21 protein-coding genes are annotated in these 24169 nt (G+C 65.6%); 10 read left to right on the forward strand and 11 right to left on the reverse strand.

Going from position 1 to position 24169, the window contains the following annotated elements; all coding sequences use genetic code 11:
• Nucleotides 1-161: 161 nt before the first annotated feature.
• The 3 genes from ABZ412_RS35245 to ABZ412_RS35255 all read right to left on the reverse strand — a co-directional run bounded on the left by ABZ412_RS35245 (nt 162) and on the right by ABZ412_RS35255 (nt 2965).
• Nucleotides 162-782 (reverse strand): hypothetical protein, encoded by a 621-nt coding sequence (locus ABZ412_RS35245; RefSeq protein WP_357289469.1) that lies wholly within the window; start codon nt 780-782, stop codon nt 162-164.
• A 258-nt stretch (nt 783-1040) separates the two neighbouring features.
• Nucleotides 1041-2315 carry a hypothetical protein gene (locus tag ABZ412_RS35250; RefSeq protein WP_357289471.1) on the reverse strand — a complete coding sequence of 425 codons (1275 nt, stop codon included), beginning with the start codon at nt 2313-2315 and terminating at the stop codon, nt 1041-1043.
• Nucleotides 2316-2515: 200 nt separating this feature from the next.
• The gene (locus ABZ412_RS35255) at nt 2516-2965 is read right to left on the reverse strand and encodes a hypothetical protein (RefSeq protein WP_357289474.1); all 450 of its coding nucleotides are present in this window, start codon (nt 2963-2965) and stop codon (nt 2516-2518) included.
• A 284-nt stretch (nt 2966-3249) separates the two neighbouring features.
• Here ABZ412_RS35255 and ABZ412_RS35260 point away from each other — a divergent pair, with 284 nt between their 5' ends.
• From ABZ412_RS35260 to ABZ412_RS35280, 5 genes are all read left to right on the forward strand, one after another.
• Nucleotides 3250-3729: an Ig-like domain-containing protein gene (locus ABZ412_RS35260; RefSeq protein ID WP_357289478.1), complete on the forward strand. Its 480-nt coding sequence runs from the start codon at nt 3250-3252 to the stop codon at nt 3727-3729.
• A 203-nt stretch (nt 3730-3932) separates the two neighbouring features.
• A complete protein-coding gene (locus ABZ412_RS35265) occupies nt 3933-4898 on the forward strand; it encodes an ADP-ribosylglycohydrolase family protein (RefSeq protein ID WP_357289480.1) in 966 nt (321 codons plus the stop codon).
• Nucleotides 4899-5695: 797 nt separating this feature from the next.
• The gene (locus ABZ412_RS35270) at nt 5696-6352 is read left to right on the forward strand and encodes a TetR/AcrR family transcriptional regulator (protein ID WP_357289483.1); all 657 of its coding nucleotides are present in this window, start codon (nt 5696-5698) and stop codon (nt 6350-6352) included.
• Between the two features lie 36 nt (nt 6353-6388).
• On the forward strand, nt 6389-7279 hold the full coding sequence (locus ABZ412_RS35275; protein ID WP_357289486.1) for an alpha/beta hydrolase: 891 nt from the start codon (nt 6389-6391) through the stop codon (nt 7277-7279).
• Between the two features lie 249 nt (nt 7280-7528).
• Entirely contained in the window at nt 7529-7945 is a 417-nt protein-coding gene (locus ABZ412_RS35280) for a hypothetical protein (RefSeq protein WP_357289489.1), read from the forward strand.
• A gap of 153 nt (nt 7946-8098) precedes the next feature.
• Here the strand turns inward: ABZ412_RS35280 and ABZ412_RS35285 are convergent, their stop codons facing one another.
• The 3 genes from ABZ412_RS35285 to ABZ412_RS35295 all read right to left on the reverse strand — a co-directional run bounded on the left by ABZ412_RS35285 (nt 8099) and on the right by ABZ412_RS35295 (nt 11084).
• Nucleotides 8099-9346, reverse strand: a complete 1248-nt coding sequence (locus ABZ412_RS35285; protein ID WP_357289491.1) for a hypothetical protein — start codon at nt 9344-9346, stop codon at nt 8099-8101.
• Between the two features lie 533 nt (nt 9347-9879).
• Nucleotides 9880-10374, reverse strand: a complete 495-nt coding sequence (locus ABZ412_RS35290; RefSeq protein WP_357289494.1) for a hypothetical protein — start codon at nt 10372-10374, stop codon at nt 9880-9882.
• Between the two features lie 224 nt (nt 10375-10598).
• Complete coding sequence (locus tag ABZ412_RS35295) at nt 10599-11084, reverse strand: hypothetical protein (RefSeq protein WP_357289496.1); 486 nt, start codon at nt 11082-11084, stop codon at nt 10599-10601.
• Between the two features lie 243 nt (nt 11085-11327).
• On the opposite strand from ABZ412_RS35295, the gene ABZ412_RS35300 reads away from it, so the two are divergent.
• The 5 genes from ABZ412_RS35300 to ABZ412_RS35320 all read left to right on the forward strand — a co-directional run bounded on the left by ABZ412_RS35300 (nt 11328) and on the right by ABZ412_RS35320 (nt 15107).
• Entirely contained in the window at nt 11328-11642 is a 315-nt protein-coding gene (locus ABZ412_RS35300; RefSeq protein ID WP_213554823.1) for a hypothetical protein, read from the forward strand.
• A gap of 210 nt (nt 11643-11852) precedes the next feature.
• Entirely contained in the window at nt 11853-12101 is a 249-nt protein-coding gene (locus tag ABZ412_RS35305; RefSeq protein WP_357289499.1) for a hypothetical protein, read from the forward strand.
• Nucleotides 12102-12171: 70 nt separating this feature from the next.
• Nucleotides 12172-13050, forward strand: coding sequence for a mycothiol conjugate amidase Mca (gene mca, locus ABZ412_RS35310; RefSeq protein WP_357289502.1), 879 nt, complete (start codon nt 12172-12174; stop codon nt 13048-13050).
• Nucleotides 13051-13746: 696 nt separating this feature from the next.
• Complete coding sequence (locus ABZ412_RS35315) at nt 13747-14127, forward strand: hypothetical protein (RefSeq protein WP_357289505.1); 381 nt, start codon at nt 13747-13749, stop codon at nt 14125-14127.
• A 680-nt stretch (nt 14128-14807) separates the two neighbouring features.
• Entirely contained in the window at nt 14808-15107 is a 300-nt protein-coding gene (locus tag ABZ412_RS35320; RefSeq protein ID WP_357289507.1) for a hypothetical protein, read from the forward strand.
• A 67-nt stretch (nt 15108-15174) separates the two neighbouring features.
• Here ABZ412_RS35320 and ABZ412_RS35325 read toward each other — a convergent pair whose 3' ends face one another.
• From ABZ412_RS35325 to ABZ412_RS35345, 5 genes are all read right to left on the reverse strand, one after another.
• Nucleotides 15175-15837: an SMI1/KNR4 family protein gene (locus tag ABZ412_RS35325; RefSeq protein ID WP_357289510.1), complete on the reverse strand. Its 663-nt coding sequence runs from the start codon at nt 15835-15837 to the stop codon at nt 15175-15177.
• Nucleotides 15838-16005: 168 nt separating this feature from the next.
• Nucleotides 16006-18006: a CocE/NonD family hydrolase gene (locus tag ABZ412_RS35330; RefSeq protein WP_357289512.1), complete on the reverse strand. Its 2001-nt coding sequence runs from the start codon at nt 18004-18006 to the stop codon at nt 16006-16008.
• A 93-nt stretch (nt 18007-18099) separates the two neighbouring features.
• Nucleotides 18100-19041, reverse strand: a complete 942-nt coding sequence (locus ABZ412_RS35335; RefSeq protein WP_357289515.1) for an alpha/beta hydrolase — start codon at nt 19039-19041, stop codon at nt 18100-18102.
• A gap of 42 nt (nt 19042-19083) precedes the next feature.
• The gene (locus ABZ412_RS35340) at nt 19084-21903 is read right to left on the reverse strand and encodes an ATP-binding cassette domain-containing protein (protein ID WP_357289518.1); all 2820 of its coding nucleotides are present in this window, start codon (nt 21901-21903) and stop codon (nt 19084-19086) included.
• Nucleotides 21900-24128, reverse strand: a complete 2229-nt coding sequence (locus ABZ412_RS35345) for an MFS transporter (protein ID WP_357289520.1) — start codon at nt 24126-24128, stop codon at nt 21900-21902. The genes ABZ412_RS35340 and ABZ412_RS35345 overlap by 4 nt, the downstream gene beginning before the upstream one ends.
• Nucleotides 24129-24169: the final 41 nt, after the last annotated feature.

The following is a 24169-nucleotide window of genomic DNA, read 5'->3' on the forward strand; positions in this document are numbered from 1 at the left end:
GAGAACCGTGGTCACCGCGGCACCGCCGATGTTTCAAAGTGCTCGCCCATACGAGGATCCTTCCACTCGAGCCTGTGAACGCACTGATCTGCCGCATACCGGAACCCGGATTCCGGTGCGGTGCGAGCAGCCGGTGTCTCTCGCGCTTTGTCGGACACGCCCTAAGTAGCGTTCCAGCAGGAGTCGAGCCACCACCAACCGCCCGCCAGCTCCATCGTGGGGCAGACAGGTTCGCCGAACCCGTTGTACGGTCCAGGCTCGGGTGTTCCGACGAAATGCCCGTAGCCGAGCGCATCGTCGGGGATCCCGATGTAGTCGGGTACGAACAGCACTGGCTGCCCACCACTGGTGCCGATCACTGCCACTCGGCAGTTCGCCGAAACGAGACACAGGTGCGGAGGCAGCTCGACACCGTAGAAGGGGATTTTGCCCTCCGGCAGTTCCATCGCTGCGATAGCGGCGAATGCCGGTCGCTCGACCCAAAACCTGGTCCACGCACTAGCTTTCGGGTTCATAAAGAGAAGAACTGACCCGCCGATCCCGATCAGTGCGAGCATCGCGGTTGCCGCCAGAGGCCACCGTCGCGTATCGCCGCCGGCCAGAAACAGCGCCAGCGCAAAGCAGGCCAAGGCAGCCACGAACACTCCCAGCAGCAACGGCAAGGCGAGAATCCAGAGCTTGGTGACTATCCAACCGCGATGCAGCGTCACGCCGAGCACAATCGTGGCCACGACCACGGCGTACAGGGGCGCATCGGAGGATCGAAAAGCTTTGACGAACACGGCAGCAGCCTATGTCCCCGATTTGCACGGTATGTGCTGGAATTGTGAGGATTATGTGAGCGACCGCGTTCGTCCCGCTCCGAACGTCCGCCAACCACGACCGGCCGACAGGTCATGCCGTATGGCACGCTGACCCAACCGGCCAGCGCGGCCTGCCGGAAGATCAACCCGCCGTGCCGATCTGAATGCCCAGAACGTCAGCTACTGCCGAGTTGCGCGCAGTGCGGGGCTTTGTTCCTCGATCCTGGCGACGCCCTGTCACTCGGGCGGCAGGCTGGGGTCGTGGATGGGCTGGACCAGCCGGAATCCGGACTGTTCTCGTTGCATGACGCGCCACTGGAATTGTCCTTCGATGGTGTGCTCGCCGAGGGTGCCGGACAGGATCAGGGTCTGATCGCCGTTCCACCGGTATCGGATCTCGGTGGGCGAGTCCGAAAGCCGTTGGCGGATCAATAGCTTTCCTTCGCGCACCTCCAATGCCCACATCGTGGTCATGCCGTCGGGGGTCTGGCTGACGAAGCTCTGGTAATCGGTGCGGTCGGTGATCGCCACATTCGTCCAGGGGTCGGTGTCGTGCGCAGAAATCGTCGCGGGTGTTCCGTCGACCGTGAATGAAACCGCCTGCCATACACCGTCGAGGTTCGACTTCGGGGTGTGGATGTCGACGATCGCGATGATGAACAGGGCACCAAGAAGTGCGGTATTCGCGACTACCGCAACGAATCCGAGAATGGTCGCACCGGTGCGGATCCGCGCGGGTCCCGGTACCGGCCACAGCTGTCGTGGGGGTAGTGGTGGGGTGTTGGTGAGCGCCCTGATCACATTCGGGTAGAACGGGATAGCGATGGCGAGCGCGGTGAGCAGCAGTGTCCCCGAGAGGATTTTGACCGGCACGTCGTAGCACAGATTGAGCAGAAACACCTGTGCCATGACGACAGCGGCGAGCACGCTGCCCGCGGGGACCGTTCGCCGCCACAACAGGAGCACACCGGCGGTCAGCTCCGCGAGTCCGGTCGCAATCGAATACGGGTCCGACGCACCCATGAACGTCCACAAAGTGTCCTTCAACCCGAGGTCACCGGCCAGGGACAGCTGATGTGCGGGCTGAGTCATGTATCCCATCTGTACCGGAATAGCTTTCGCCAGCCCGTATGCGAGCAGCTCGACCGCGAGGCCGACACGTGCCACCTCGAACAACGCCCGCAGCGCACGCCGATAATGGACGCGGCGGCGGTCGAGGACGCCCCACACTGTGGCCACGACCAACCCGACGACCAGACATCCGGCCAGGGCGCACCATTCCCCCAGTGTGTCACCGGTATTCGCCGGATCCATGACGACGCCGCGGCCGCGCACCACTACGCTTCCGACCTGCGCGAGACCCGCCTTCAGCGGTTTGATCACCGGATTCAGCAGAACGAAGTTGCCATAGACGAATATCACCAGAACCAACCCGCCGACCGTCAACGCGCACCGCCATCCGGCCCGTTGCAGAGGCGTCCAAGCGCCCTCATCCGGGACGCTGTTGGGCATGGTGGAATCGGATTGTCGAGTGGGTGACGGCACAGCCGGAATCATCCCGCCGACAGCCCTGTCAGACATCGCCCGCTGAGGTCAGATGTAGTCATGCTCCAGGCCTATTGCGTCGGGGAACGTCTACGGCGATCGGTGTACTGCGGGCATAGCGGGTCTCATCCATTCAGCGCACTCGCACCCTCATGCCGATGAGCATGCTATCCGGCGTGATCGAAGGTGATTTGGGTCCGGTGCGGGTGAGAGGTGATCGCGTGAGTTGTCGCCGGGTGGCGTGCAAGCAGCGACAGGAACGATGGGGCCTGCTCGGGATGCGGACACCATAGGCTGCCGTTTCCGATGTTGCGGGAGCTCGGCGTCGATGGATAGTGCAGGGTGAGTGAGAGTTGCCGGATATCAGCGTCGCCCCCGTGGTCGGAGATGACCTGCCGGGTGATGTCGTAGAGAAATTCCTGCTGGCCACCGCCATGAATGCCCCACTGGAACAGAAGCATGTCACCGTCGCCGTCAAGGTCGACATCTGTCACGCGGTGATCGGTGTAGAACTTGGTCATCGCGGCGATCGCGGTGGTCGCGTCGAGGTTGTCGAGGGTGCTGCGATGGCTGTCCAGGTACCGATGGAAGGCAATTTCGAGATCGAGGGCTCGCACCAGCGTGATTGTGCCGGACCGGAGTCGGAGGCGACACGTTCGCGACCGGTGGATGTCGGAGTTCCCAGGCATTACTGCGTTAGGTTCTGTCTCCGAATGATTTGAGCCATTCGGCAATCGGGGCCGGAACGAATCCGGCGCGGTGGGAGACAGAACCTAGTGCGACGGTGTATGCCCCGGGAAGTAGGGGCAACCCCAGTTCTGTGAAATGAGACAGTTTCACTCCCTGTGCACGATAGCTTTCGTCGACCTCGTCGTTCGAGGCCGAAGAACAGGAGACGCAGATGAGTGCACGTAGTGGGCTGGACCGCCGGATCGGCTGGGGCGTTCGGGCTTTGGTCGCGGTATCGGCGCCGGTAGTGCTGTTCGCCGCGCCGGCCGCGGCCGAAACCACGGGGAACATCGCGGGGCACATCGCCATAAAGCAGTCGAATCCGCAGGTCGGATGCGCCTACGAGGTGAATAGTGGTGACCTGTACCGGTTGCGCGCCGGTGACCAGGCGAGGGACAACTTCGCCGGTGGCGGCATTACGGTCACCTTCTTCGACGATGGAGCCACCATCGGCACCGGCACGGTGGGTGACGGCCCGAACGGGTGGGGTCAGGCGAAGGTGTCGTGGACCCCGAAAACCGCTGGGCAGCACATTCTTACCGCGACGGCACAGTTCGCCACCTCCTCGATGCCCATGGCGCCGTTGACCGTGCAGGTCCGCGCGGCCACGAGCACGGGCAGCTTCAGCTGCTTGCCCAGCTTCTTCGGCTAACACGAAAGGAACTGGCTGCCAACCGGTTCGAGACGGATCGGTTCCCGGTGACGCCCCGGATAGCCGGGCTCGCCTGCCAGGGCTCTCGACGTCCGCGACTGCCGATTTCGGCATGATTTCGCTGGACGAGTTCCGGTTTGTCGATGAACCGGCGAAATGATTCGGGGCAGTGATGTTGCGGTGGTTCGGACTGGTTTGGCAGCATGGTTGCCGATATGCCACTGGTTTCCGATGTCGCTCGTGACAGTCTCGAGGGCTTGTCCGTCGGTGATGCGCTCGGTGCTCAATTCTTCGTGCCGGGCCGTTCACTACCCGATCTTCTCGACGGCCGGGCGCCGGCGGCGCCGTGGGAATGGACCGATGACACGGAGATGGCCTGCTCTGTGTATGTGCAGCTCCGTGGCAACGGCCGGATCGACCGAGACGGGCTGGCGGCAGCCTTCGCCGACCGTTGCGAGCCCTACCGGGGCTACAGTGGCGGCACAGTCGCTGTGCTGCACGAGATTCGCGACGGACGGCCTTGGGCCGACGCGGCGGGGGCTCTGTTCGACGGGCAAGGCTCCTGGGGCAACGGTGCTGCGATGCGGGTCGCCCCGCTCGGAGCGTATTTCGCCGGGAATCTGGACCGTGCGGCGGTCCAAGCCGCATTGTCGGCCGAGGTGACGCATCGGCATCCGGAAGCGATCGTGGCCGCCATGGCGGTTGCCGTCGCGGCCGGGCACGCCGCGGCGACCCGCGGAAGAGACTGCGCGCCTGAGGAATTGTTGGCCGTCGTGGAGCCGTACCTGGTCGAGGGCCGGACCGCCAGTGGTGTCCGCCGGGCCCGGCGGTTGTTGGGGCGCTCTGTGGCCGAAGCGGCATACGAACTCGGTAATGGTGCACAAGTCAGCGCCCAGGACACGGTGCCGTTCACCCTGTGGGCGGCAGCGACCTATCTCGACAACTATCCCGCCGCTGTCACCGCATGTGTCGAGGCCGGTGGTGATGCGGACACCACGGCCGCGATCGTCGGCGGAATCGTGGCAGCGCGCACAGGCATCGGCACGCGAAACGGTGTACGCGGAATACCGCCGCAGTGGTTGTCGGCGCGAGAGCCACTGCCTGCGTGGGCGACGGATCGCGACGCCCGGCAAAAGCTCGACGACAGGCACGACTCGAACGTGCGGTGATGCCGCGCTGACCTGACCGGCCAGCGCGGGCCCGCCGATGGAGAGGTCGCCGCAGCACCGGAACGTCCGCGAATGCCGAGTTGAGCGTGCCGGCTGTTCATCGGTTCGGGTCAGTCGAAGTGTGGATCTGCCAGCAGCACCACACGGTCAGCGGCGGGGTCGAAACCGAGTACCGGGGAATGAGAGCTGCCCTCTGCGTACATGGAAACAGGCTTGCCCAGCCGCCGGCCGATCGTGCGCAGGAAATCGCACAGCGTGTCGACTCCGGCCTGGTACCCCGGTCGCGGTCCTGCCGAAAGTGACCAGCGCGAGTTGCCTGCGCCGGTGGACCCATCCCTCCACGGTGGACGCCTCCTCCGGAGACTCGCTGATCGCCGCGACGAACTCGGTCGAACCCGCACCCAGACCGTCAACCGCGTCCACCGCCTGCTGATGGGACTGGTTCCCGGCGGGGCGAAGAAATTCCTGTCCGCGATGCAGGCCCGCGCGTGTCGCCGATGTCTGCCAAAAGCCTTGCGGCGCTCGACGGTCCGATGCGGTGACCAGCCGCCGCAGCTCCACCGCGGCCGCCATGGCCGGATTCCGCGGACAGACGAACGCACTGTATTGCCGCATACCGCGCTGACCGAACCGGCCAGCGTGGGGCGCGCCGGCGGCCGGAACCTGTTCCGGTGCAGAACGTCCGCGACTGCCGATGGGATGTCGAAATGCCGGGCAGCTGTTCAGCGCCATTCGGCTTTCGGGATGACCGGACCGATCGGTGGACAACCAGCCGAACTCCATATACGGTACAGAACGTGTCGTTTCGTAATAGTCACACCACGGATCCGGTATCTGAAGTGCGCGCAGGAAGGCCCCGTGATGCGGCGCGTGAGGTTGAGATTCTCGCGTGTGTGCTGGAGCTGGTGGGTGAGGTCGGTTATGACGCTTTGACGTTCGAGGCGGTCGCGCGTCGTGCTCGGGCGTCGAAGGCGACGCTGTACCGGCGCTGGGAGACCAAGCGGGACATGGTGGTTGCCGCGGTCAAGGCCGGTCCCGCAGCCGGCACCTCCGCGGACCCGGTCGATACCGGTTCCCTGCGCGGAGACCTGATTGCCTTGTGTGAACGGCTCGCCACCACGATGGATGCTGCCGACCCGACGATGAGCTTGATGCTGCTGCATGCGGGTCTGGAGGATCCCGACCTGTGTCGCCACATCGAAGAAGCGAGCGGGCCGACCGGCGCCAAGTTGCCAGCCTCGGTGATATCGGCTGCCATCACCCGGGGCGAGCTACCAGCCGGTGCTCAACCATTCCCTTTCGAGGAAATCACTGGGTCAGTGCTACTTCTACGCAGGCTGAACGGGCTTCCCGCCGGAGCCGAGTATCTGGCACATCTGGTCGACACGATTCTTGTCCCGGCTCTGCGAGCAAGCGCGAGTGCAGAACCTCCGCTACCCGCCATTTTCTCCTGACGACACGTCCAACCGATCGACGAAAGGTGCGCGCCCATGTCGGGCACGACAATCAACGACTTCGAATACCGCCATGTCCTGGGGGCGGACAGCGTCCATCTGAATGTCGCCGTCGGCGGTGACGGCCACCCCATCGTCCTGTTGCACGGCTTTCCGCAGACTCACCTCATGTGGCGGCATGTTGCCCGTGAGCTGGCCGACCGCCACCGGGTGATCGTGCCTGATCTGCGTGGCTACGGTGCGAGCGACAAACCCGAAGAGGCGACGCCGGACACCTATTCGAAGCGGACCATGGCGCTCGACATCGTCAGTGTCGTGCGCGAACTCGGCTACGAACAGTTCAGCCTCATCGGCCATGACCGCGGAGCGCTGGTCGGGGTCCGAGCAGCGCTCGACCACCCGGACATGATCACCCACTTGGGGATTCTGGATGTGTTGCCGACCATGGATACCTGGGACGTGCTGCACGGTGTCGATGCCGCCGTCGCTTGGCACCTATATCTGATGGCGCAACCAAAGGGCTTGCCCGAGCGGATGATCGAAGCCGTCGCCGAAGACTTCTTCAGCTCGTTCCTCGACGCCTGGGACCCCAGCGGAACCACCTTCCCACCCGAGGTCCGCCGACACTACATCGACAGCTCCATGCATGCTGTGCCATCCATCGTCGCCGACTACCGGGCCACCGCCGGAATCGACTTGGCGATGGACCGAGCCGACCGCAAGGCAGGTGCCCAGTTGGCCATGCCTGTTGCAGTGATCTCCCAGGACTGGGGGGCACGTCTCGGATTCGACGCAGCCGCTCTCTGGCGGCAATGGGCTCCGACCGCCACCTACCAGCCGATCGACGCCGGCCACTTCATGGCCGAGGAAAAGCCAACGGACGTAACCGCCTTCATCCTGGACCTAGTACAACGCACACCCGCATGAACCGACAAGCTCGGAGGAAGTTTTCAACTCGTCGAGTGGGCCCACCCAGCAGCGATAGCTGCTGGGTGGTGAACCGGCAACGTCCTGTACTGCCGCTTCCCGCGCTGACCGGACCGGCCATCGCTTGCAGGTCGGGGATCAACGAGCTGCGGCCAACCGAGACGGCCGAACAGCGTGTGATTGGTACCAGCGCATTCTGGCCGAATCTCTATGGCAGCCAGACGGATGCGCGACCGGCCAGGATCTACAGTGAGGTTCTGGACGGTTGGATCGAAGGTAGGAAGACCGAAGTTGAGCGCCGGTTTCCCCGATGGCGGAGCACGTAGAGGGTTCGATCGAGCTGCCGCCGAATCGGCCGCAGCCGACTTCGTACCTCCCGACCCGGGTATGTGGTATCTCCAGGTAACGCGGACCCGCGTCAGAGGGAATGAACTGTTGGTGACGCTCTCGGAGTTGTTCGACGATGGCACCGAGTTCCGGAAGATCCAGCGATTTCCGGATGGTCGCACGGGGCTCGCCGGAGGATCCATCGATACCGAACTCACGTGGTTGGACGAGGAACCGGTCCCCAGCATCGAAGACCTCTCGAACGACCCGAACCTCCACGCCGTTCGGATATCTCCGTCGGAGTTCCAAACGGAGTGGCTGGTTGCCGGCGGTTGGTGACTGACCGCAAACATCCTCAACTGCCGCATCCCGCGCGGCCCAAGGCGGCCAGCGCGACCTAGCTGAAGATCAACGGCCCCGGGGTATCTCGGGGCCGCTCTGTGTCCGCACATGCCGAATTCAGGGCATCGTCCTGGATGTGGTTCGTGGACTTCATTCGACCGCATCGGAAGCGTCGTATGGTCTGGCCAGCTGTATCTGCTGGCCAGACCATCTGCTGGCGGCCCGAATCGATTCCGTTGTCGGTGCCGGCGACTGAGGGTACAGCCTGGACTCAGGGTGGCGGTCCCGGTAATCGTTCAACGCTGCGGCGCTGACCCGCGTGCCGACCAGGTCGATGCCTTCGAGGTGGAAGCCCTCGAGACTCGGCAAGATCGAATCGGTGACGGGCGTGCCGCGCAGGCTCAGCGTCTCGACGGGGGTGATCGCGTGCAGTAGCGAAAGGACATCGCGGTCTGTGCTGTCGGCAAGGTGGATATCGAGATGGTAGACCCGAAGCGGTGACAGGGTTGCGCCGGCGATCCGAGGTGCAGTGATGCTCAAGTGACGGAAGGACTCCGGGAACGAGCCGTCGAACCGGACCGTGTCTCGCCCACGCAGGTCCAGACTGGTGAGACCGGGGGCGCTGTCGCGCAGATCGTGGGCCCATGATCGATTCGGCAGATTCTCGATCACGAGGTTGGTGAGCGCGCTGAGGCGGCTGCCGCCGAGATGGAAACGGTCGTCCTTCGACAGGTGCAGTCGCAGGACCCTCAATTTCGGGAAACGGGCAAATGCTGCCAATGCCTCGCCTGCGAGGGTGCATGCCGCGTGCTCGATAATCTCCACATTGGGCAGGTCGGGAACAGCGTCCAGCATCCGGTGGTCGAACTCGTCGGTTTCGATTCTCAACGACCACACCCGGTCCGGTGCTGCGGTGAGCATGTCGAGGTCTTCACGGTCCCAGCATTCGCTGCGCGCGTGAATGCTGAATCGGGTGCCGTCGTGGGCGGGCGGCAGCACAGGCCCGACCGCATGGAATGGCGCTGTGCCACCGGGCATGTTGTACAGCTGGCCCTCATCGGCGGTGAACCGGCCGCAACATACGACTTCGATGATCGTCGCCAAGTGCGAGGCGCCGACAACGGCGAGGTTCACCCACTGCGGTACGTGGCCTTGCCGCCACAACTCGCCGACTACCGTCTCGAAGTCGCAGCGGTGCAAGGCTGTAGCACGATCACTGGAACTGTCCTCGGGAAATCTGATCTCGCTCGGTTGCGCGGGAAGCCCGTCGTAGGACTGGTTCAATCGAACCCGGAACGCCAGCGACGCGGGCAGATCCTCGATTAGATGGACGCGCGCGCACTGTACAGCCGCCGCTGCGGCAGCAGCGAGCCGCTCGGCGAAGGTTTCACGGTCCACATATCGAACCTAGTTCGGCCACTCCGCACTGTCATACCGAATGCGGAGTGGCACATGGCGCGTTGGCTGAAGCGGCGGGTGCGGGGCACTGGCGGCCGGATTCACCGACATGGGAATCGTCCGCTATTGCCGCATACCGCGCTGACCGAATCGGCCAGCGCGGCACCTCGGAAGATCAACGGGCAGAGCGCCGTACGACCGGCGGTAGTGCGCGCTCATGCCGAGGACAGGACCTTCTCTCTGTTTCTGGGCCTTACTGCTCCCGCACGTACCAACCTTTTCGGTCGAGACCTGCGAGCGCTTCATCGAGCATGGCCCTGCCCGGTGATCCGTTTTCCCACCACAACGACCAGTTGACAAGGATCATGAGCCGGAGGGATGCGTAGTGGGAATTCCCTTCCGAGAGACCGGATCCGTCGTTCCTGTACACATGTAGCCTGATCGGCGTCCGATACAGGTCGTGGTCACCGATCCAGATCCCGTTCGCCCGCCGATTCAGCGGCACTCGCACATCAAGTTGCTTGTTGTCGATGTCATCGACGACTAGAGTCGCCTGCCGCGGCCGCCACGGCGTCCGGCACTCGCGCCCAGGCGGTGTAGACATACATCTCGTCCCATGACGGCCATTGGTCCACGCCCAGCTCACAAGGCTCGGCGAACATGGAATCGACGAGCATCAGCATGGCGGATTCATCGACGGTCTCGGCATCGATCACCACAGGATGCGTGTACAGCGGATCCGCCGCTCTCCATGTCGGCTTCAGGTACCAATGGCAGTTCGGTACCGGCTGTTCCGCGACGAGCCACACTCCGTGTACCTGGTGCATCACGCATTTGAGGAGTCCGAACTCCAGAGGATCGATCAGTTCGCGGGAGAGCTCGGCGATGGCCGCCACCGCGTGCTGCGCCGCCTCACGTTCTCGCTGCACCGCCGAATCCCCGGACTGTGAATCCCACTGCAGATCGAGCTGCAGTGTGATCCGGTAGCCCGAACCGTAAATGAAATGACCAGAATGCTCGACCTGCACAGCTTGTGATCGTCCCTGAGAGAGCCCGACCTGAACAGCCAGTATCTTCGTGGCTCCGAGCCATGGTGTTTCATCGCGCACCCGACGCCCCGCAAACGCACGCTATTGCCGCTGATCGATCGGTTCGAAGGGCTCCCGGTGCGGCACAGGCCCTGACGAATTGCGGAGATGATCACGGCGTCGTGAACGGGATCCCAGACCGCACACCAGGCCCCGCTGAAGGCTTAGAGTCGGTCGGCCATCAGTACCACACGGTCGGCGGCGGGGTCGAATCCCAGGACCGGGAATCGGGAGCTGAAAGAGTCGAACTCCGAGCACATGAGCACAGGTTTGCCCAGCCGCCGCCCGATCGCGCACAGGAAATCGCACAGAATGTCCACCCCGGCCTGGCCCTGCAACTCGCGAAGGTCGACATCGAAATCGATCTCGCCAGGCCAAGGACGAAAGATCATTCGCACGTTCGGCACTGGCCAGACCCGCAGTGTCACGCACTCGGCATCGTCCGGTCGGGACAACACCTCCGCGGCAGCAGGCAACTCCTGCTTGCGATCACCCTCGCAGTACTCCCACGCCCACCCCTGCGACCGAATCAGATCGAACACCGCCTGCCAATCCTCGACCGATGCCTCCTGCACGTACACATCCGGCAGGGAACCCATCATGTCGGGGTCGAATAGCTCCTCGACATCGCACCACTGCAAATCCGGCATCCCGACATGCTGCCAGCCAGCGCATCGAAGCGCAGCCCGAATTCGTGGTCAGGTGAAGGAATCTCGTTCTCGGCCATGCCATTCTGGCGCTCACGAAGCACCGGCTCCATGCCTGCACTTCGAACACCCTGTCTTGCCGCGACCCTGGTAGACCGACGTAGGCCGGACCGTGTCCGCTGAAGATCAACGGGCCGCGAGCATCTCGGCCCGCGGAACGTACTGGTCGCCAGTACGCTGCCGATCGTGGTTGCAGATTGGTATGCGGGACTGTCCGGCCTAGAAGTTGAACAGGTATGGGTCTGGAGCGGCTGGGTGCGTATCGTTCTGTTTGACCCGGTCCCACGCGCTGCAGGTGATCCCTACCTGGATCTCAACGACTTCCAATTTATCGACGCTGAGGGCAAGGAATGGGATGTCCGAATCGAGGACGACCCCCGCACGGCAGGCCCCGTCCTAGGTCTGTTGCGATGCCGGTTGTCCACTGCACAGACGAAGGATGAGGTATTGACTCTCGTCTTCGACAACGGTGCACGCATCGTGGGTGACCTTCCCCTGTGACCGCGGACGCGAAACTTGCAGGACCTCCGGCCCTGCGTTCGAAGGGAACGTCCTTCTTTGCCGCGACCCGCGCTGACGGAACCGGCTAGCGCGGGCCCGACCGCGGCGCGTCCCGCTGCGGCAGCCACCTACGCCGGCCCCAACGACCTGCTGCGGATCGCGGTCGCTCGTGATCTGCGCGGCCCTGTTCGTACGCGGAGCCGGTCCGCGATGCCGCCTAACATCGCCGCGATCTACACCACCGTGCAACACAGCCAGAACCCAGCCGCCACCAGCGCGCGAACCGTGCTCAACCGGATCGGCGGTTCTTTGGGGACCGCTCTGCTGGTGGTCGTGCTCCAGCACGCCCTGGCCCGGGGCGAGGCACCGGCCGCCGACGCCTACGCCCACACCTTCTGGTGGGCCCTGGCCATCGGTGCCTGCGCCCTGATCCCCGCCGCACTGTATCCATGGCACTGAACACACCCCCGAAACTTGACCCCGAAATTGCCCGAAGTTTCTGTCAGACAACATCATTGGAGGAATAGCGATGCCGTCCACCACGAGCGGAATCCGAGCCGGGCAACGGCTGATGGCCGTCCACGCACATCCCGACGACGAATCGAGCAAAGGCGCGGCCACTCTGGCCCGCTACGCCGAAGAAGGTGCACAAGTGATGGTGTGCACTTTGACCGGCGGCGAGCGCGGCGACGTCCTCAACCCCAGCATGAACCGTCCCGAGGTGTGGGAGAACCTGCCCCGGTTGCGTCGTGAGGAGATGGAACGGGCCCGCCAGATCCTCGGCGTCGGGCAACAGTTCCTCGGCTTCGCCGACTCCGGTCTGCCCGGTGAAGGCGAGGACCTGCATGACGGGTGCTTCACGCTCACCCCACTGACCGAGGCCACAGGTCCGCTGGTCGCCGCCATCCGCAGCTTCCGCCCCCACGTCCTGGTCACCTACGACGAGCGCGGTGGATACCCTCATCCCGACCACATCAAGACCCATCAGGTCGCGGTCGAAGCCTTCAGCGCGGCCGCTGACCCCGCCCGGTACCCCGACGCCGGCGCCCCGTGGCAACCGTTGAAGCTGTACTACATCTGCGCCTTCAGTAAGGCCTACTTCCGGGCAATGTACGAGACGATGACGGGCGCGGGTCTGAACTCACCGCACGGCGCGGTGCTCGAGAGCTGGGACGACACTCAGCCCACCTGGGAGATCACCACTCAGGTCCACTGCCCTGAGTACTTCGAGACCCGCAAACAAGCCCAGCTCGCTCATACGACGCAGATGGATCCCGACGGACCGGTGTTTCAGTGCCCGATCGAGCTCGAACAGAAGGCTTGGCCCACAGAGGATTACCACCTGGCGCGTTCTCTTGTCGCGACCACGCTGCCCGAAGACGACTTGTTCACCGGCATTCAGCTCTGACCCGATGCCGAACCTCTTCGCCCCCAGCAGTGTTCAGGTTCGGCTCTAGGTCCCCCCGTTACGCTGAGGACAGACACAGTGTGGCCACCTGCAACACCCGGTCTTCGAAACACCCCCAAGGTTGGCCCCGTAACGGCCCGTCGGCGCCCTCGCGCCGCAACCCGGTGATCAGGCGAGCGAACGTGCGCGGCCGCAGCCCAGGACAACTCCACCATCATTGGATCTGTCGCCGAGATCATCACCGGTGGGACGGTACCCGTTGCCGCTCAACGACTTACGAGACATCCATTAGGTTGTTGCCCGCTCGACCACGTTGGTCAACTGAAAACGGAACCTTGTGAATCCATCCGGAAATGGTGTTTCACTTCGGTATCCGTCCGATCCTAGAGTTTGTGTCGTTGGGTCGTCCGGAGCGGGCGGGCCAACCCGATGAACCTGCCGGTCTCACCCGACCGCACGCCAGATGTTCGCGCGTTGACCCGCGCGAATCACACACCGGGCAACACAGCCAGCCCGCAGCGCGTGGGTTCAGGCTGGGCGATCGCCCTCGAAGAGCGCCGTGATCCCCGCGACGCCGAGCACATCGCCCCTTGCCAAACGCTGCGACCTCGATGTCGACGGTCGCACCACAGTTTCCCAAGGGAAATACCTGCATGAACGCACATACAGCCCGCGCGCCGGGTCGGCCTGGGAGCCATGACCTTCGGGGCGGTAGCCGGGGTTATCGTCCTGACCGCGCCGCAGGCCGGCGCGTGGCCGTCCGATCTGCAAGTCTCGGGCGGATCCTCCCACAATGTCGGCTGTTCCTACACCCTCACCGCGACCGTCCAGGTCGACCACCTGCTCTCGGTGAGCTTCAGCGACAACGGCACCGAACTCATCGGCAGCCCGGTCCGCCCGTCTCTGCTGAGCGACAAGGTGACCATCAACTGGACGCCCAGCACCACCGGTTCGCACACGCTGACCGCCACCCAGGATCTGATCAAGAAGTCGATCACCGTCCAGGTGGATCCAGCCAGCAGCTTCGGCAGCTTCGGCTGCGGCCTCAACGGACTGCTGCCGAGCCTGTCCGGCTAGACGGAGAACGGACAAAACCCGTTCGAGCCCGCCTGGTCCGTGTCACACGGACCGGGCGGGCGCTGTCCTGGCGCTGCTCGAGGAGCACAGAGCAGACCCATTCGATCGAAGCCGGCAGCTGTGGACTGTGCTGATGTTCATGCTCTGGTACTGGATCTTCGTCGAAGAGCGCATCACTCCCGAGGTCCCCGAACCCGCCTACCCGGTCAGCGTGATCACCCCCAGACGACACCGCCCTCCCTCAAGTGAGACCGCTCGGGCAAGGGGCAGGTGCCATATCGTGCCCGCTCATCCGCGTCAGCGTCGGTCGGGCCCGGCGGTAGGACAGCTGGGCTCGTGAAGTCGACGAGTCGATGTCTCGGTGGCCACACCGGGTTTCGCCTTGCGATCGGTCAGGAACAGCGGGCCCTTCCTGCGGCCGGCCAAAAGCCCGGCAGCAGACGTGCGGTGTCGGTCTGCCACTCGACCACATCCCTGGCCCCGCCCTTGCGGGTGACGTGGCTCACCTGTTCGCCATGTCAAGGTCCGGGATATCGAGCATCAGCAGTTCGTCGGCAAACGCCTTCGCGCCCGATCGGGCGGATACTCCTCGTCCCCCCGGTGCGCGTCGGCGGATACCGAATTGTCTTGTCGGCCTTGGGAGCTACAGTGGCGAGGTTTCGCAATCCTCGCGGGGTGCGATGGCTGTAATCCGCTTGGATCGAGGGACAGACCGGCCCGGCGTGTGTGGCCGAGCAAGTTCTGCTGTTCGAGACACTCTGGAACAGAAAGGCTTTCGACAATCACACACCATCGCGACCAGCGAAACCGTCGGCTTCGGATACGGACAAGGCCCCGACACCACCGAAATCGCTGCCATGGACGGGCGCTACCTCACAGCCGACACCGCAGCCGCCTTCACCGGACGCGTCGCCGGCATCTACGCCGCGATCGGAACAGTCGCGTTCGACTGGTTCGCCTACGAAGGCGAACATCGCTGACCCGCAAGGTCAGTGGCGAAGCCTTGCACATCGATCGATGGACCGATGATCCACAGCGCACTGGCGATCACACCTGGTCGGTGAACTTGGCGAAGCTCCCTATCTGGTCATGGTCCGGATCGAGGGCGCGGGTGAGCCAGAGCTCATACCAGTCAAGGAACGTCAGTGGCTTGTGGGTGTCCGGATGAAGCACTGGCAGCGCGGCGGCGTGTTCGTAGCTGTGCCACCACACCTGCCCTGCGGCGGGGCCGCGCAGGATCAGGAGGTTGTACATGCCGCATCCTTCGTTCGCGAGGAAGGTTGCACCGCGGTGGATTCGGCCGATGTTCTCCGACCACTGGATCTCGGAATCTTCAGCGGCGGGCGCGCATGGCCGATCTGCGGTGAAGGGGAAGTCCGCGGCGTAGTCGATCGCGGCGTCCTCGGCCTCCTGCGCCAGCGGGAGCAGTCCGAGCATCGGTCCGGCCCCACCGTCGCCCACCCTGGTGATCCACTGGAAGTAGTCGGCCGGAAGTTCGACGCCGAGTCTGCTCTCGAATGCCGCGAGCATTTCCGAGTCCGCGGGAGACGCGTGCTCGTAGCGGTGCACGGCGGCCCCGTGGATAGTGCATTGGTAGCCGATGACCTCCCGGTCACCGAGCGAGACGACCGTGGTCCTCAGATCAGCTGCTCGAAGTTGGTCGAGTCCGAGCAGGATCCCAGCGATCCGGTCCTCGTATGCGTGTTTCATGCCCACATCCTGATGGAGGCCGACGAGCTGGGCATCCGCACGAAGCGTTCGGAAACCGATGGTCAGCGGCTTGTGAATGGTGTATCACCCAAGAGCGAGACCCGGAGACCTGCGGCCGTCGTCGGACGATTCCGGACACGGCCGCAGTGTCGCGCCTGCATCAAGTGGTCACGGACACACACTCGTGCAAGCCGTTCCGAACGCGCTCGAGGGCGCGAGCGGAATCGTCACCGAGGACGCCGAATCGGGTCCCTGCTTCACCTGGTAGATCCCGGCAAGTAGGTCGGACGCCTGCGGGATGGTCGGTATGAGGTGCGGGGTGTCAGCGGTGGTGACGACCACGCGGATGCGGTGGCCCGGAGCGATCGAGGCGAAGACCGGGAAGACCTCCAGGTCGAAGCGGTTGATCTGGGAGGTCGGCACCGGGCTGGTACTCGCCGGGGTGGACGGGTGGTATGGCATCAGGAACGAGCCGTCGGGTGCGTACCAACTGCGCGCGGCGTCGATCGCGCGATGTGTGCCGGCCAGGGCTCCTTCGCTGAGCGGGACCGATGAGCCGTCCGGGGCGACGTCGGTGACTGTGACGACGAACTGGGTGTCGTTCGTGTTCGCCGAGGCGTAGATAGTCACCCCGATCGGGCCGGCGATGACCGTCGAGTCGGTCATGGGCGGTGTGGTGTAAACGAGGGAGTTTGGTCCGCTTTCGCGGGCGGTGTTGGTGTCGTCGCAGGAGGGGTTGGGGATGAAGCCGCCGAACCACGTTGCCGTGGAGCGGGTGCACGTCGAGTTCGACGACGTCCAGGTGATGAAATCGCTCGTGTCCGTGGTCGGCACGGTTGTGGTGAGTAGACCGTCGTTGGCGGAGGCGGTCGCAGTCCCACTCGGGCCCTTCGCGAGGTACAGGCGGGTAGGGCTGGCCCCGGTGAACGGATAGTTCTGGGTGTCGAGCCAGCGGCTGGAACCCAGTTCCTTGACGTGCAACGGGTTCGAGGTACCAGTGATGCCGGTATCCATGCCCTTGAGCCAATGGTCGTACCAGCGCAGCTGGAGCGCCGACAGGTCGAACGAAGAGTCCTGACGCGGGTCGTGGTACCACGGCCCCATCAGCAGCTGGTAGCGGTCGGTGACCGGCTGCCCGGCCGCCATCGGCGCGCCGACGGTGCGGCCGGCCCAGGCGTTCTGAAGACCCGCATAGTTCATCAGGGCCCCGCGCTGGAACAAGTCGAACCAGCCGCCGACCATGAACGCGGGCACACCATTGGCGACCACGCTCGCGAGTTGGTCCGCCGGGCGGCGCTGCTGCCAGAACGAGCCGTCGTACGCCTCGGCGCCGCCGGACATCAGACCGTTGAGGATCGGGAGGTTTGCCGTCGCGACGCCGCCGATGTGCTGGAGCTCTACGGACAGCGTATCCAGGATGTCCTGCGGTGACGCCGCATTCAGCGCGCTGTTGATCGGGTTGGTCAGGTTTCCGAGCCCGGTGAACAGGAGCCAGAACGGCATGAACTCGGCGTTCGGCAGGCCGCCCATGGTGGCCAGGTCACGGTAGAGATCGTTCCCGGCGACGACCGGGAAGATCGCCTTCAGGTGTGAGTTCGGCCCGACGGCGGCCGCAGTGGAGATCTGGTTGATGCCGGTGTAGGAGTCCCCGTACAGACCGACGTTCCCGTCCGCAGACGGTAGCGCCGAAGCCCAGTTCACCAGGGCAGCGCCGTCCTGCGCCTCGATCGGGGCGAACGGCGACCACGTCCCGGCCGACGAACCAGTGCCGCGGACGTCCACGGCCACCGCGATATAACCCCGCCGGACGAAGTACTCCAGCTCGGCCTGCTTCACCCCCTTGCCATAAGGGGTCTGATTCAGGAGCACCGGGAACGGTCCGGGTGCCGCCGCGGCCGTACCGACGACGGCAGGCGTGTAGACGTCCGCGCGGAGCACGGTACCGTCCGCCAATGCGATCGGAACGTCCTGCTGGATGCTGATGTCGTAGGCCACAGGACTGCTCTGGAACGACACCTTGTCGACGACGATCGGGGCAGTGGGTGCGGAGCCGCCCCCAGGTACGGCAGCGCTGACCAGCAGAGCTGCGGCCGCGAAGGCGCCGAGCCCGACAGGGCGCTTGCGGACCGAACGTCGTCTCGGACCGCCTGGGGTACTGCGATGGATCAACTGGTCGAACACCTTGACCTCTCATGGTCGTGTGACAGCGGTTTGGTGGTGCGATCTGCGGTGGTAGCTGGTTGGGTTGTGCGGGAATGCACGTCAGAGGACGAGCGTGCTCGCGAACGCGTGCCGCAAGGCGGCGGCCCGGACCTCGCGGACGAGGGTGAACGTCGCGGTGATCGGGATCAACCAGGTCCCGTGCGAGTGAGCCAGCACCCGGAACGCCACACCGGCGCCACCTGCCGCGTGCAGCCGTTCGAGGTACTCCTCTCCTTGGCCGCACAACGGATCCAGTTCGGCGACCGTGATGAAGGTCGGCGGCAGGTCCGACAGATCGTCAGCGAGCAGCGGCGAGATCAGCGGGTTCTGGGGGTCGCCGTCCTCGCCGATGTAGTTGCTCGCGTACTCGTTGATCGCGGTGGCGGTCAGACCGCCGAGGGCCTCGTTCTCCGGAATCGGTAGCGGCCTCAGATCAAGTCCGGGAGCGTCGAGCAGTTGAAGAACCGGCCGCGGCATTCCGTCGTCACGGATGAGCAGGCACAGCGCTGCGGCGAGGTTTCCTCCGGCGCTCACTCCCCCGACAGCGACCCGGGCCGGATCGATTCCCAGTTCCCGTGCGTTGTCGTGGAGCCAGCGGTACCCGGCGGCGCAGTCCTCCAGTGGAACCGGGAACGGGTGCTCCGGGGCCAGCCGGTATTCGACCGACACCACGACGCAGGACGCCATCGCGGCCATCGGCCCGCACTCGACTTCGGCCGTATCCAGGTCACCCAGGGTCCAGCCGCCACCGTGGATGAAGTAGAGCGCCGGCGCGGGCGCCGCCAAACCGGCAGGGCGCAGCACTCGGACACGGATCTCGGCGCCGTCGACGGGGATCAGGTGGTCCGCGGCCACGACATCCGGGCCGCGCCCGGTGGAGGCGAGCACCATCGTGGCGGCGGACATCCGCCGCCGCTCGTTCAGGTCGGCGGCTTCGCGCTCGGCTGCGGCGGCCGCAGCGAGTCCGGCGACGAGGGCTTGGATCGGTGGGTCCAGGGCCATGGCTGTGCCTTTCGTGGTGGTGATGTTCTGCGGGATGTGCGGTCAGGCCGCGCCGGAGCGGTCGATCGCTCGCTCGTCGGTGCCGAGGTAGCTCGCGATAACGGCGGGATCGGTGCGGACCTGCGTCGGCGTCCCCTCCGCGATGACTCGGCCTGCTTCCAGGCAGTAGAGCCGGTCGGTGAACGACATCAGGAACGGCATGTCGTGTTCGATGACGACCATCGACGCGCCGAGCTCGCGGCGCAGCCGCAACAGCAGCGGGCCCAGGGCCTCGGTTTCGCGTTGCGCGACACCGGCGGTCGGTTCGTCCAGGCACAGCACCCGTGCATCCAGGGCCAGCAGGTTCGCCAGCTCCACGACGCGCCGCGTGCCGGTCGACAGCCCAGCCACCGTCCGGTCCGCGTACGCGCCGAGACCCACGAGGTCGATGAGGTCGGCGGCCTCGGCTCGGCGGACCCGTTCCGCGCGCAACGCCTGAGGCAGGAAGGCTGCCGTGGCGAGTAGCCCGGACCGCCCACGTGCCTCCAGAGCGACCAGGATCGTTTCCCGGACCGTCAGCTCGGGGAAGAGTCTGGCGGCTTGGAAGGTGCGGCCGAGTCCGAGCGCGGCGCGGCGGGCGGGTGCCCAGCCGGAGACATCCTGGCCTAGCAGCTCCACCGTTCCGGATGCGGGGACGAAGCCGCCGATCGCGCCGAGCAGCGTCGACTTGCCTGCCCCGTTAGCTCCGATCAGCCCCACGATCTCGTCGGCGCCGACGCTCAGGCTCACGCGGTCGACGGCGGTATTGCCGCCGAAGCGCACTGTTAAATCACGGACTACCAAGGCCGGTCCGCCGGTAGGCGGCGTCGGCCGTGTCGGCTGTCCGACGCGGATGGCTGTGTGCTGACTTGCGGAGCGCGGGACGGATGGCGCCGTCTCACGACCCAGACGTCTCTCAGCGAACTGCACCACTACGTTGCGCAGCGTGTGTCCGATCTGCACCAGCCCGCCGGGGAAGTACAGCAGCAGGATCAGCAGTCCCAGGCTCGAGGCGAACAGCGGCACAAGCTGGTTGCCGGGGAAAAACGCGGGCAGTCCGATCACCCACGCCGCCCCGAGCACCGGCCCCCAGACCGAGCCGAGACCGCCGATCACGACGATGGCGATCAGCACGAGAGAGTCCCCGACCTGGAAGAAGCGTTCGGTGACCGGGACAGACTGAACCGTGCCGGCCAGCATCGCCCCGCCGAGGCCGGCCAGCGCACCGGAGAGAATGAACGCCCCGACCTTCGTCCGCACCGGCCGGACAGTGGCAGCCGCCGCTGCGTCCGGATTGTCGCGCACCGCGATGATCCGGCGACCCGGCCCGGTGCGACGCAGCCGCGACAGCAGCCCCGCGACGAGCACCAGGACAGCTAACAGCACGTAGTAGTAGGTGCGCTCGTTCGAAAGGACCAAGCCGAACAGCGTCCCGCGCGGGAACGCGACGGAGTCACTCTCGGCGGTGCCGAACACGTCCATCCGGTACAGGAAGCTCACCGCGGCCACGCCGACCGCGAACGTGCTGACCGCGAGCAGCATCCCGTTGACGCGCAGCGCTCCGAGGCCCACGACGGCGGCGAGCGCCGCGGTGATCGCGGATGCGACGAGAACCGCAACCGGGAATGGCATGGGGTTCACGGTCAGCCTGGTGTCTGCACCCAATCCGATCGTCAGACCCGCGGTGAGCGTCGCCGCCGACAGCGCGCCGAGTCCAGCGAAAGCCATCTGGCCGAGGGACAGCTGACCGGCCCATCCGGTCAGGACCGTGAGCGAGCTGGCGCAGATCGCATAGGCGAGGACTGTCGCGTAGAGCAAATGCCGCGAGGGCTCGGTGACGATCAACGGCAGTACCACGGCCGCGAGAATCACCGGCGCGGCCGACAGCAGCCCGAGGTGGCGAACCCACCACAGCTGCCGCAGGTGCTCGGGCACGCCGCGCTCGCGCGGGCCGAACGCGATGGTCTCCGATCCGCCTCGGTCGTCGCGGCGGGCCCGGAGGCCGACCGCCACGAGCACTGCGGCCAGGAGCAGTAGGTCGATGAGACCTGGCTGCGTGACGTATTCGAAGCGCACATAGGCCTGGACCACACCGATCCCGACCCCGGCGGCCATCGACCACCGGAACGACGCCAGGCCGGCGATCACGGCTGCGGCCAGGGCCCGCACCATCGTGTTCGGGCCGAGGTCGGTGACGGCGGTGACGGTGCCGGACAGCCCCGAGATGAGAATCATCGCGAGGCTGGACAGAAGTCCCGCGATCGTCCAGACCAACGTCGAGACGAGTTTGGGGTTGACGCCCAGCGTCCGGGCCAGCGGCATGTTGTCGGCCGCCGCAGTCACCGCCCGGCCGGTGGTCGAATGGTTGAGCAGGATGGACAACGCCCCGGCGACCGCCGGGACGACCACGAGGACTGCGGCCTGAGCGCCGGTGACGGTGACCGAGCCGAGCGTCCAGCTTCCGGTGACCGGCACCGGATACCGCGCGCTGAGGGTGTCCTTCACCTTCGGCAGTGCGCTGACGACGGCGACGGCGGCCTGAGCGACGCCGATGGTCGCGATCAGAACCGTGACCCGCGGGGCGGTGAACAGCCTGCGGATCACCGCCAGCTCGACCAGCGCGCCGGTCGCGGTACCCACCGCGAGCACGGCCAGCAGCGCGGCCCACACCGGCCAGTCGTAGTTCAGCACGGCGAGCGGGAACAGAGCGGCGGCGATGACGCCGAGGTTGCCGACCGCGAAGTTGATGATCCGGCTCGACCGGTAGACCAGGACGATGCCCTGGGCGATCAACCCGATGGCCAGGCCGTTGACGAGTCCGTCGAAGAGGACCTGAGCGTTCACAGCGTGCCTTCCTGATGCCGATCGAGGGTGGTGCCGTCGTCTCCGGTCCGGAAGAACACGGCCCGCGCGACATCACCCGCGGCGAAGTCCGCGGCGGTTCCCGTGAAGCGGATCCGGCCCTTCTCCAGATAGACCGCGCGGTCAGCGATGGACAACGCGACATTCAGCGACTGCTCGACGATGACCATGGCCAGCCCGGAATCGCGGAGCCGCCGCACGACGTCGAGCAGTTCGGCGACCACGGCGGGAGCCAGGCCGAGGGAAAGCTCGTCGATGAGAAGGACTTCGGGGTCGTGTAGCAGGGCAAGCCCGAGGGCGAGCACCTGTTGCTGGCCTCCGGACAGCGTCGAGGCTTGTGCCCGCTGCCGGTCCCGCAATTGTGGGAAGAGTGCCAGGACCCTATCGATGCGGTCGGCCACGTCGGCCGGGTCATTCCGGTAGATGAACGCGCCCATCTCCAGGTTCTCTCGGACCGACATCGTCGGGAACACCCCGGCGCCGCCGGCCAGCGACACGATGCCCAGGCGAACCCGCTGCTCCGACGACACGTAGGTGATGGTCCGGCCGCTCAGCCGCACCGCTCCGCGCTCTGGAGTGGCGAGACCGGAGAGGATCCGCAGGATCGTGCTCTTGCCGGCGCCGTTCGTGCCCAGCAAGGCGACCACCTCGCCGCGGCGGACTTCGACGCTGACGTCGAAGAGCACTTGCACCTGGCCGTAGGAGAAGTCCAGGCCGTTGGCCTGCAGGACCGGTACGTCGTCCGGGTTTGCGATGCGCCTCAGGTGTTCCTCGTGCTCCTCGCGTAGTTCCGCGGCCACATTGGCGAGGTCACGCTTCACGTGCCCGGCGCTGCGCATGATGAGAAGGCCGCCGACCACTGTGGACGGGATCATCGTGACGAGAACGGCCGTCCGGACCCCGAAGCTGTTGATGAGCGGGAAGCAGATCAGCGCACCGCCGGTAGCGCCGATGAAGAACACATACACCGACCCCATGGCCGAACCCATGCCGCGAAGCCGGTACGGGACGATCGTTTGGAGCAGCGGACCGATCATCGCGAAGGCCGCGGACAGCAGGACGACCGGAGGGACGCTGAACGCGGTGAACAACACGATATTCGGTGCGAAGTACTGGAAGGGGAGGAAGAACGCGGACGGAAGCGTGAGCAGGCCGATAAGTCGCAGGGCGCGCGCCGGGTCGTGCCGGAACTGCTGGTCGTAGTAGCGGCCGACGAACGGCAGAACGAACAGTCCTGCTGCTCCCCCGACGGTGCTGACCACGCCCCGGCCGAAGGCCCCGAGCCCGAACTGATGCTCGAGGAAAAGGCTGCCGAGCACCGGTGCGGTGAAAAGGCCGAATCCCATGGCCGCGAAGGCGAGAACGACGGTCTTCAGTGTCCGGATCCGGCCGAGTCGGGCGAACGCTGCCTCCACCGAGATCGGCGGCGGCGTCTCATCGACCAGAACCTCGCCGACCGCCTCGGCCTTCTCCCAGCGCCCCCGAATCGGCTCGGGCAGGAAGAATGCGGCCGCGGCTACCACCGCCACGGGCAGTCCCAGCAGGAAGTACGCCCAGCGCCAGCCGTCCGGTCCCCCGAATGCGGCGGCGATCCCGCCGACGATCAGCGGGCTGAGGACGCCGGCCAGTCTGCCGCCGACGCCGATCGCCGCTCCGATCCGGCCGCGGATGCTGATCGGATAGGTGTCGGCGAGCAGCGAACCCTGGACCGGCCCCTGGTTGGACTTCGCTACGCCGGCTCCGAAGCGGGTCAAGAACAACATGAAGGCGTTGGCCGCGAACCCGGAGGCGAACACCATTGCCGCGAACGCCATGCTCGCCGCTCCGATCACCGGCCCGCGTCGGAAGCGGTCGGCGACCCAGCCCATCGGTACGGCGCCGAGCACGATGAACGCCCCCGCCGCGACCGAGAGAAATACGATCATGCCGTCGCTGATCCCGAAGCTGGTCCGGATATTCGGCGCGAGCACGCCGAGGGCCGCCCCCTCCAGCTCGTCCAGCGAAGTCAGCAACAGCAGGATCGTGAACGTCGCGGCCCCCGTACTCGCGACCGCAGCCCGCAAAGTCGTGGGTTGCGACGCCGATCCGAAGTCGGCGCCACCCGGGTCGGGGACGACGGCGCGCTCTGGCTCCTGCGGGGCCTCGGGACGCAACATCGCATCCGTGAGGTCGGCGAGGCTGCCACCGGAGCCGGTTTGGTCCTCCATGGTCTGATTCCTCCCACCTGTCCCGATATCTCGTGCCACTG

Origin of the sequence: Nocardia sp. NPDC005746 (genome assembly GCF_040630785.1) — a bacterium.
Classification (GTDB): Bacteria; Actinomycetota; Actinomycetes; order Mycobacteriales; family Mycobacteriaceae; genus Nocardia.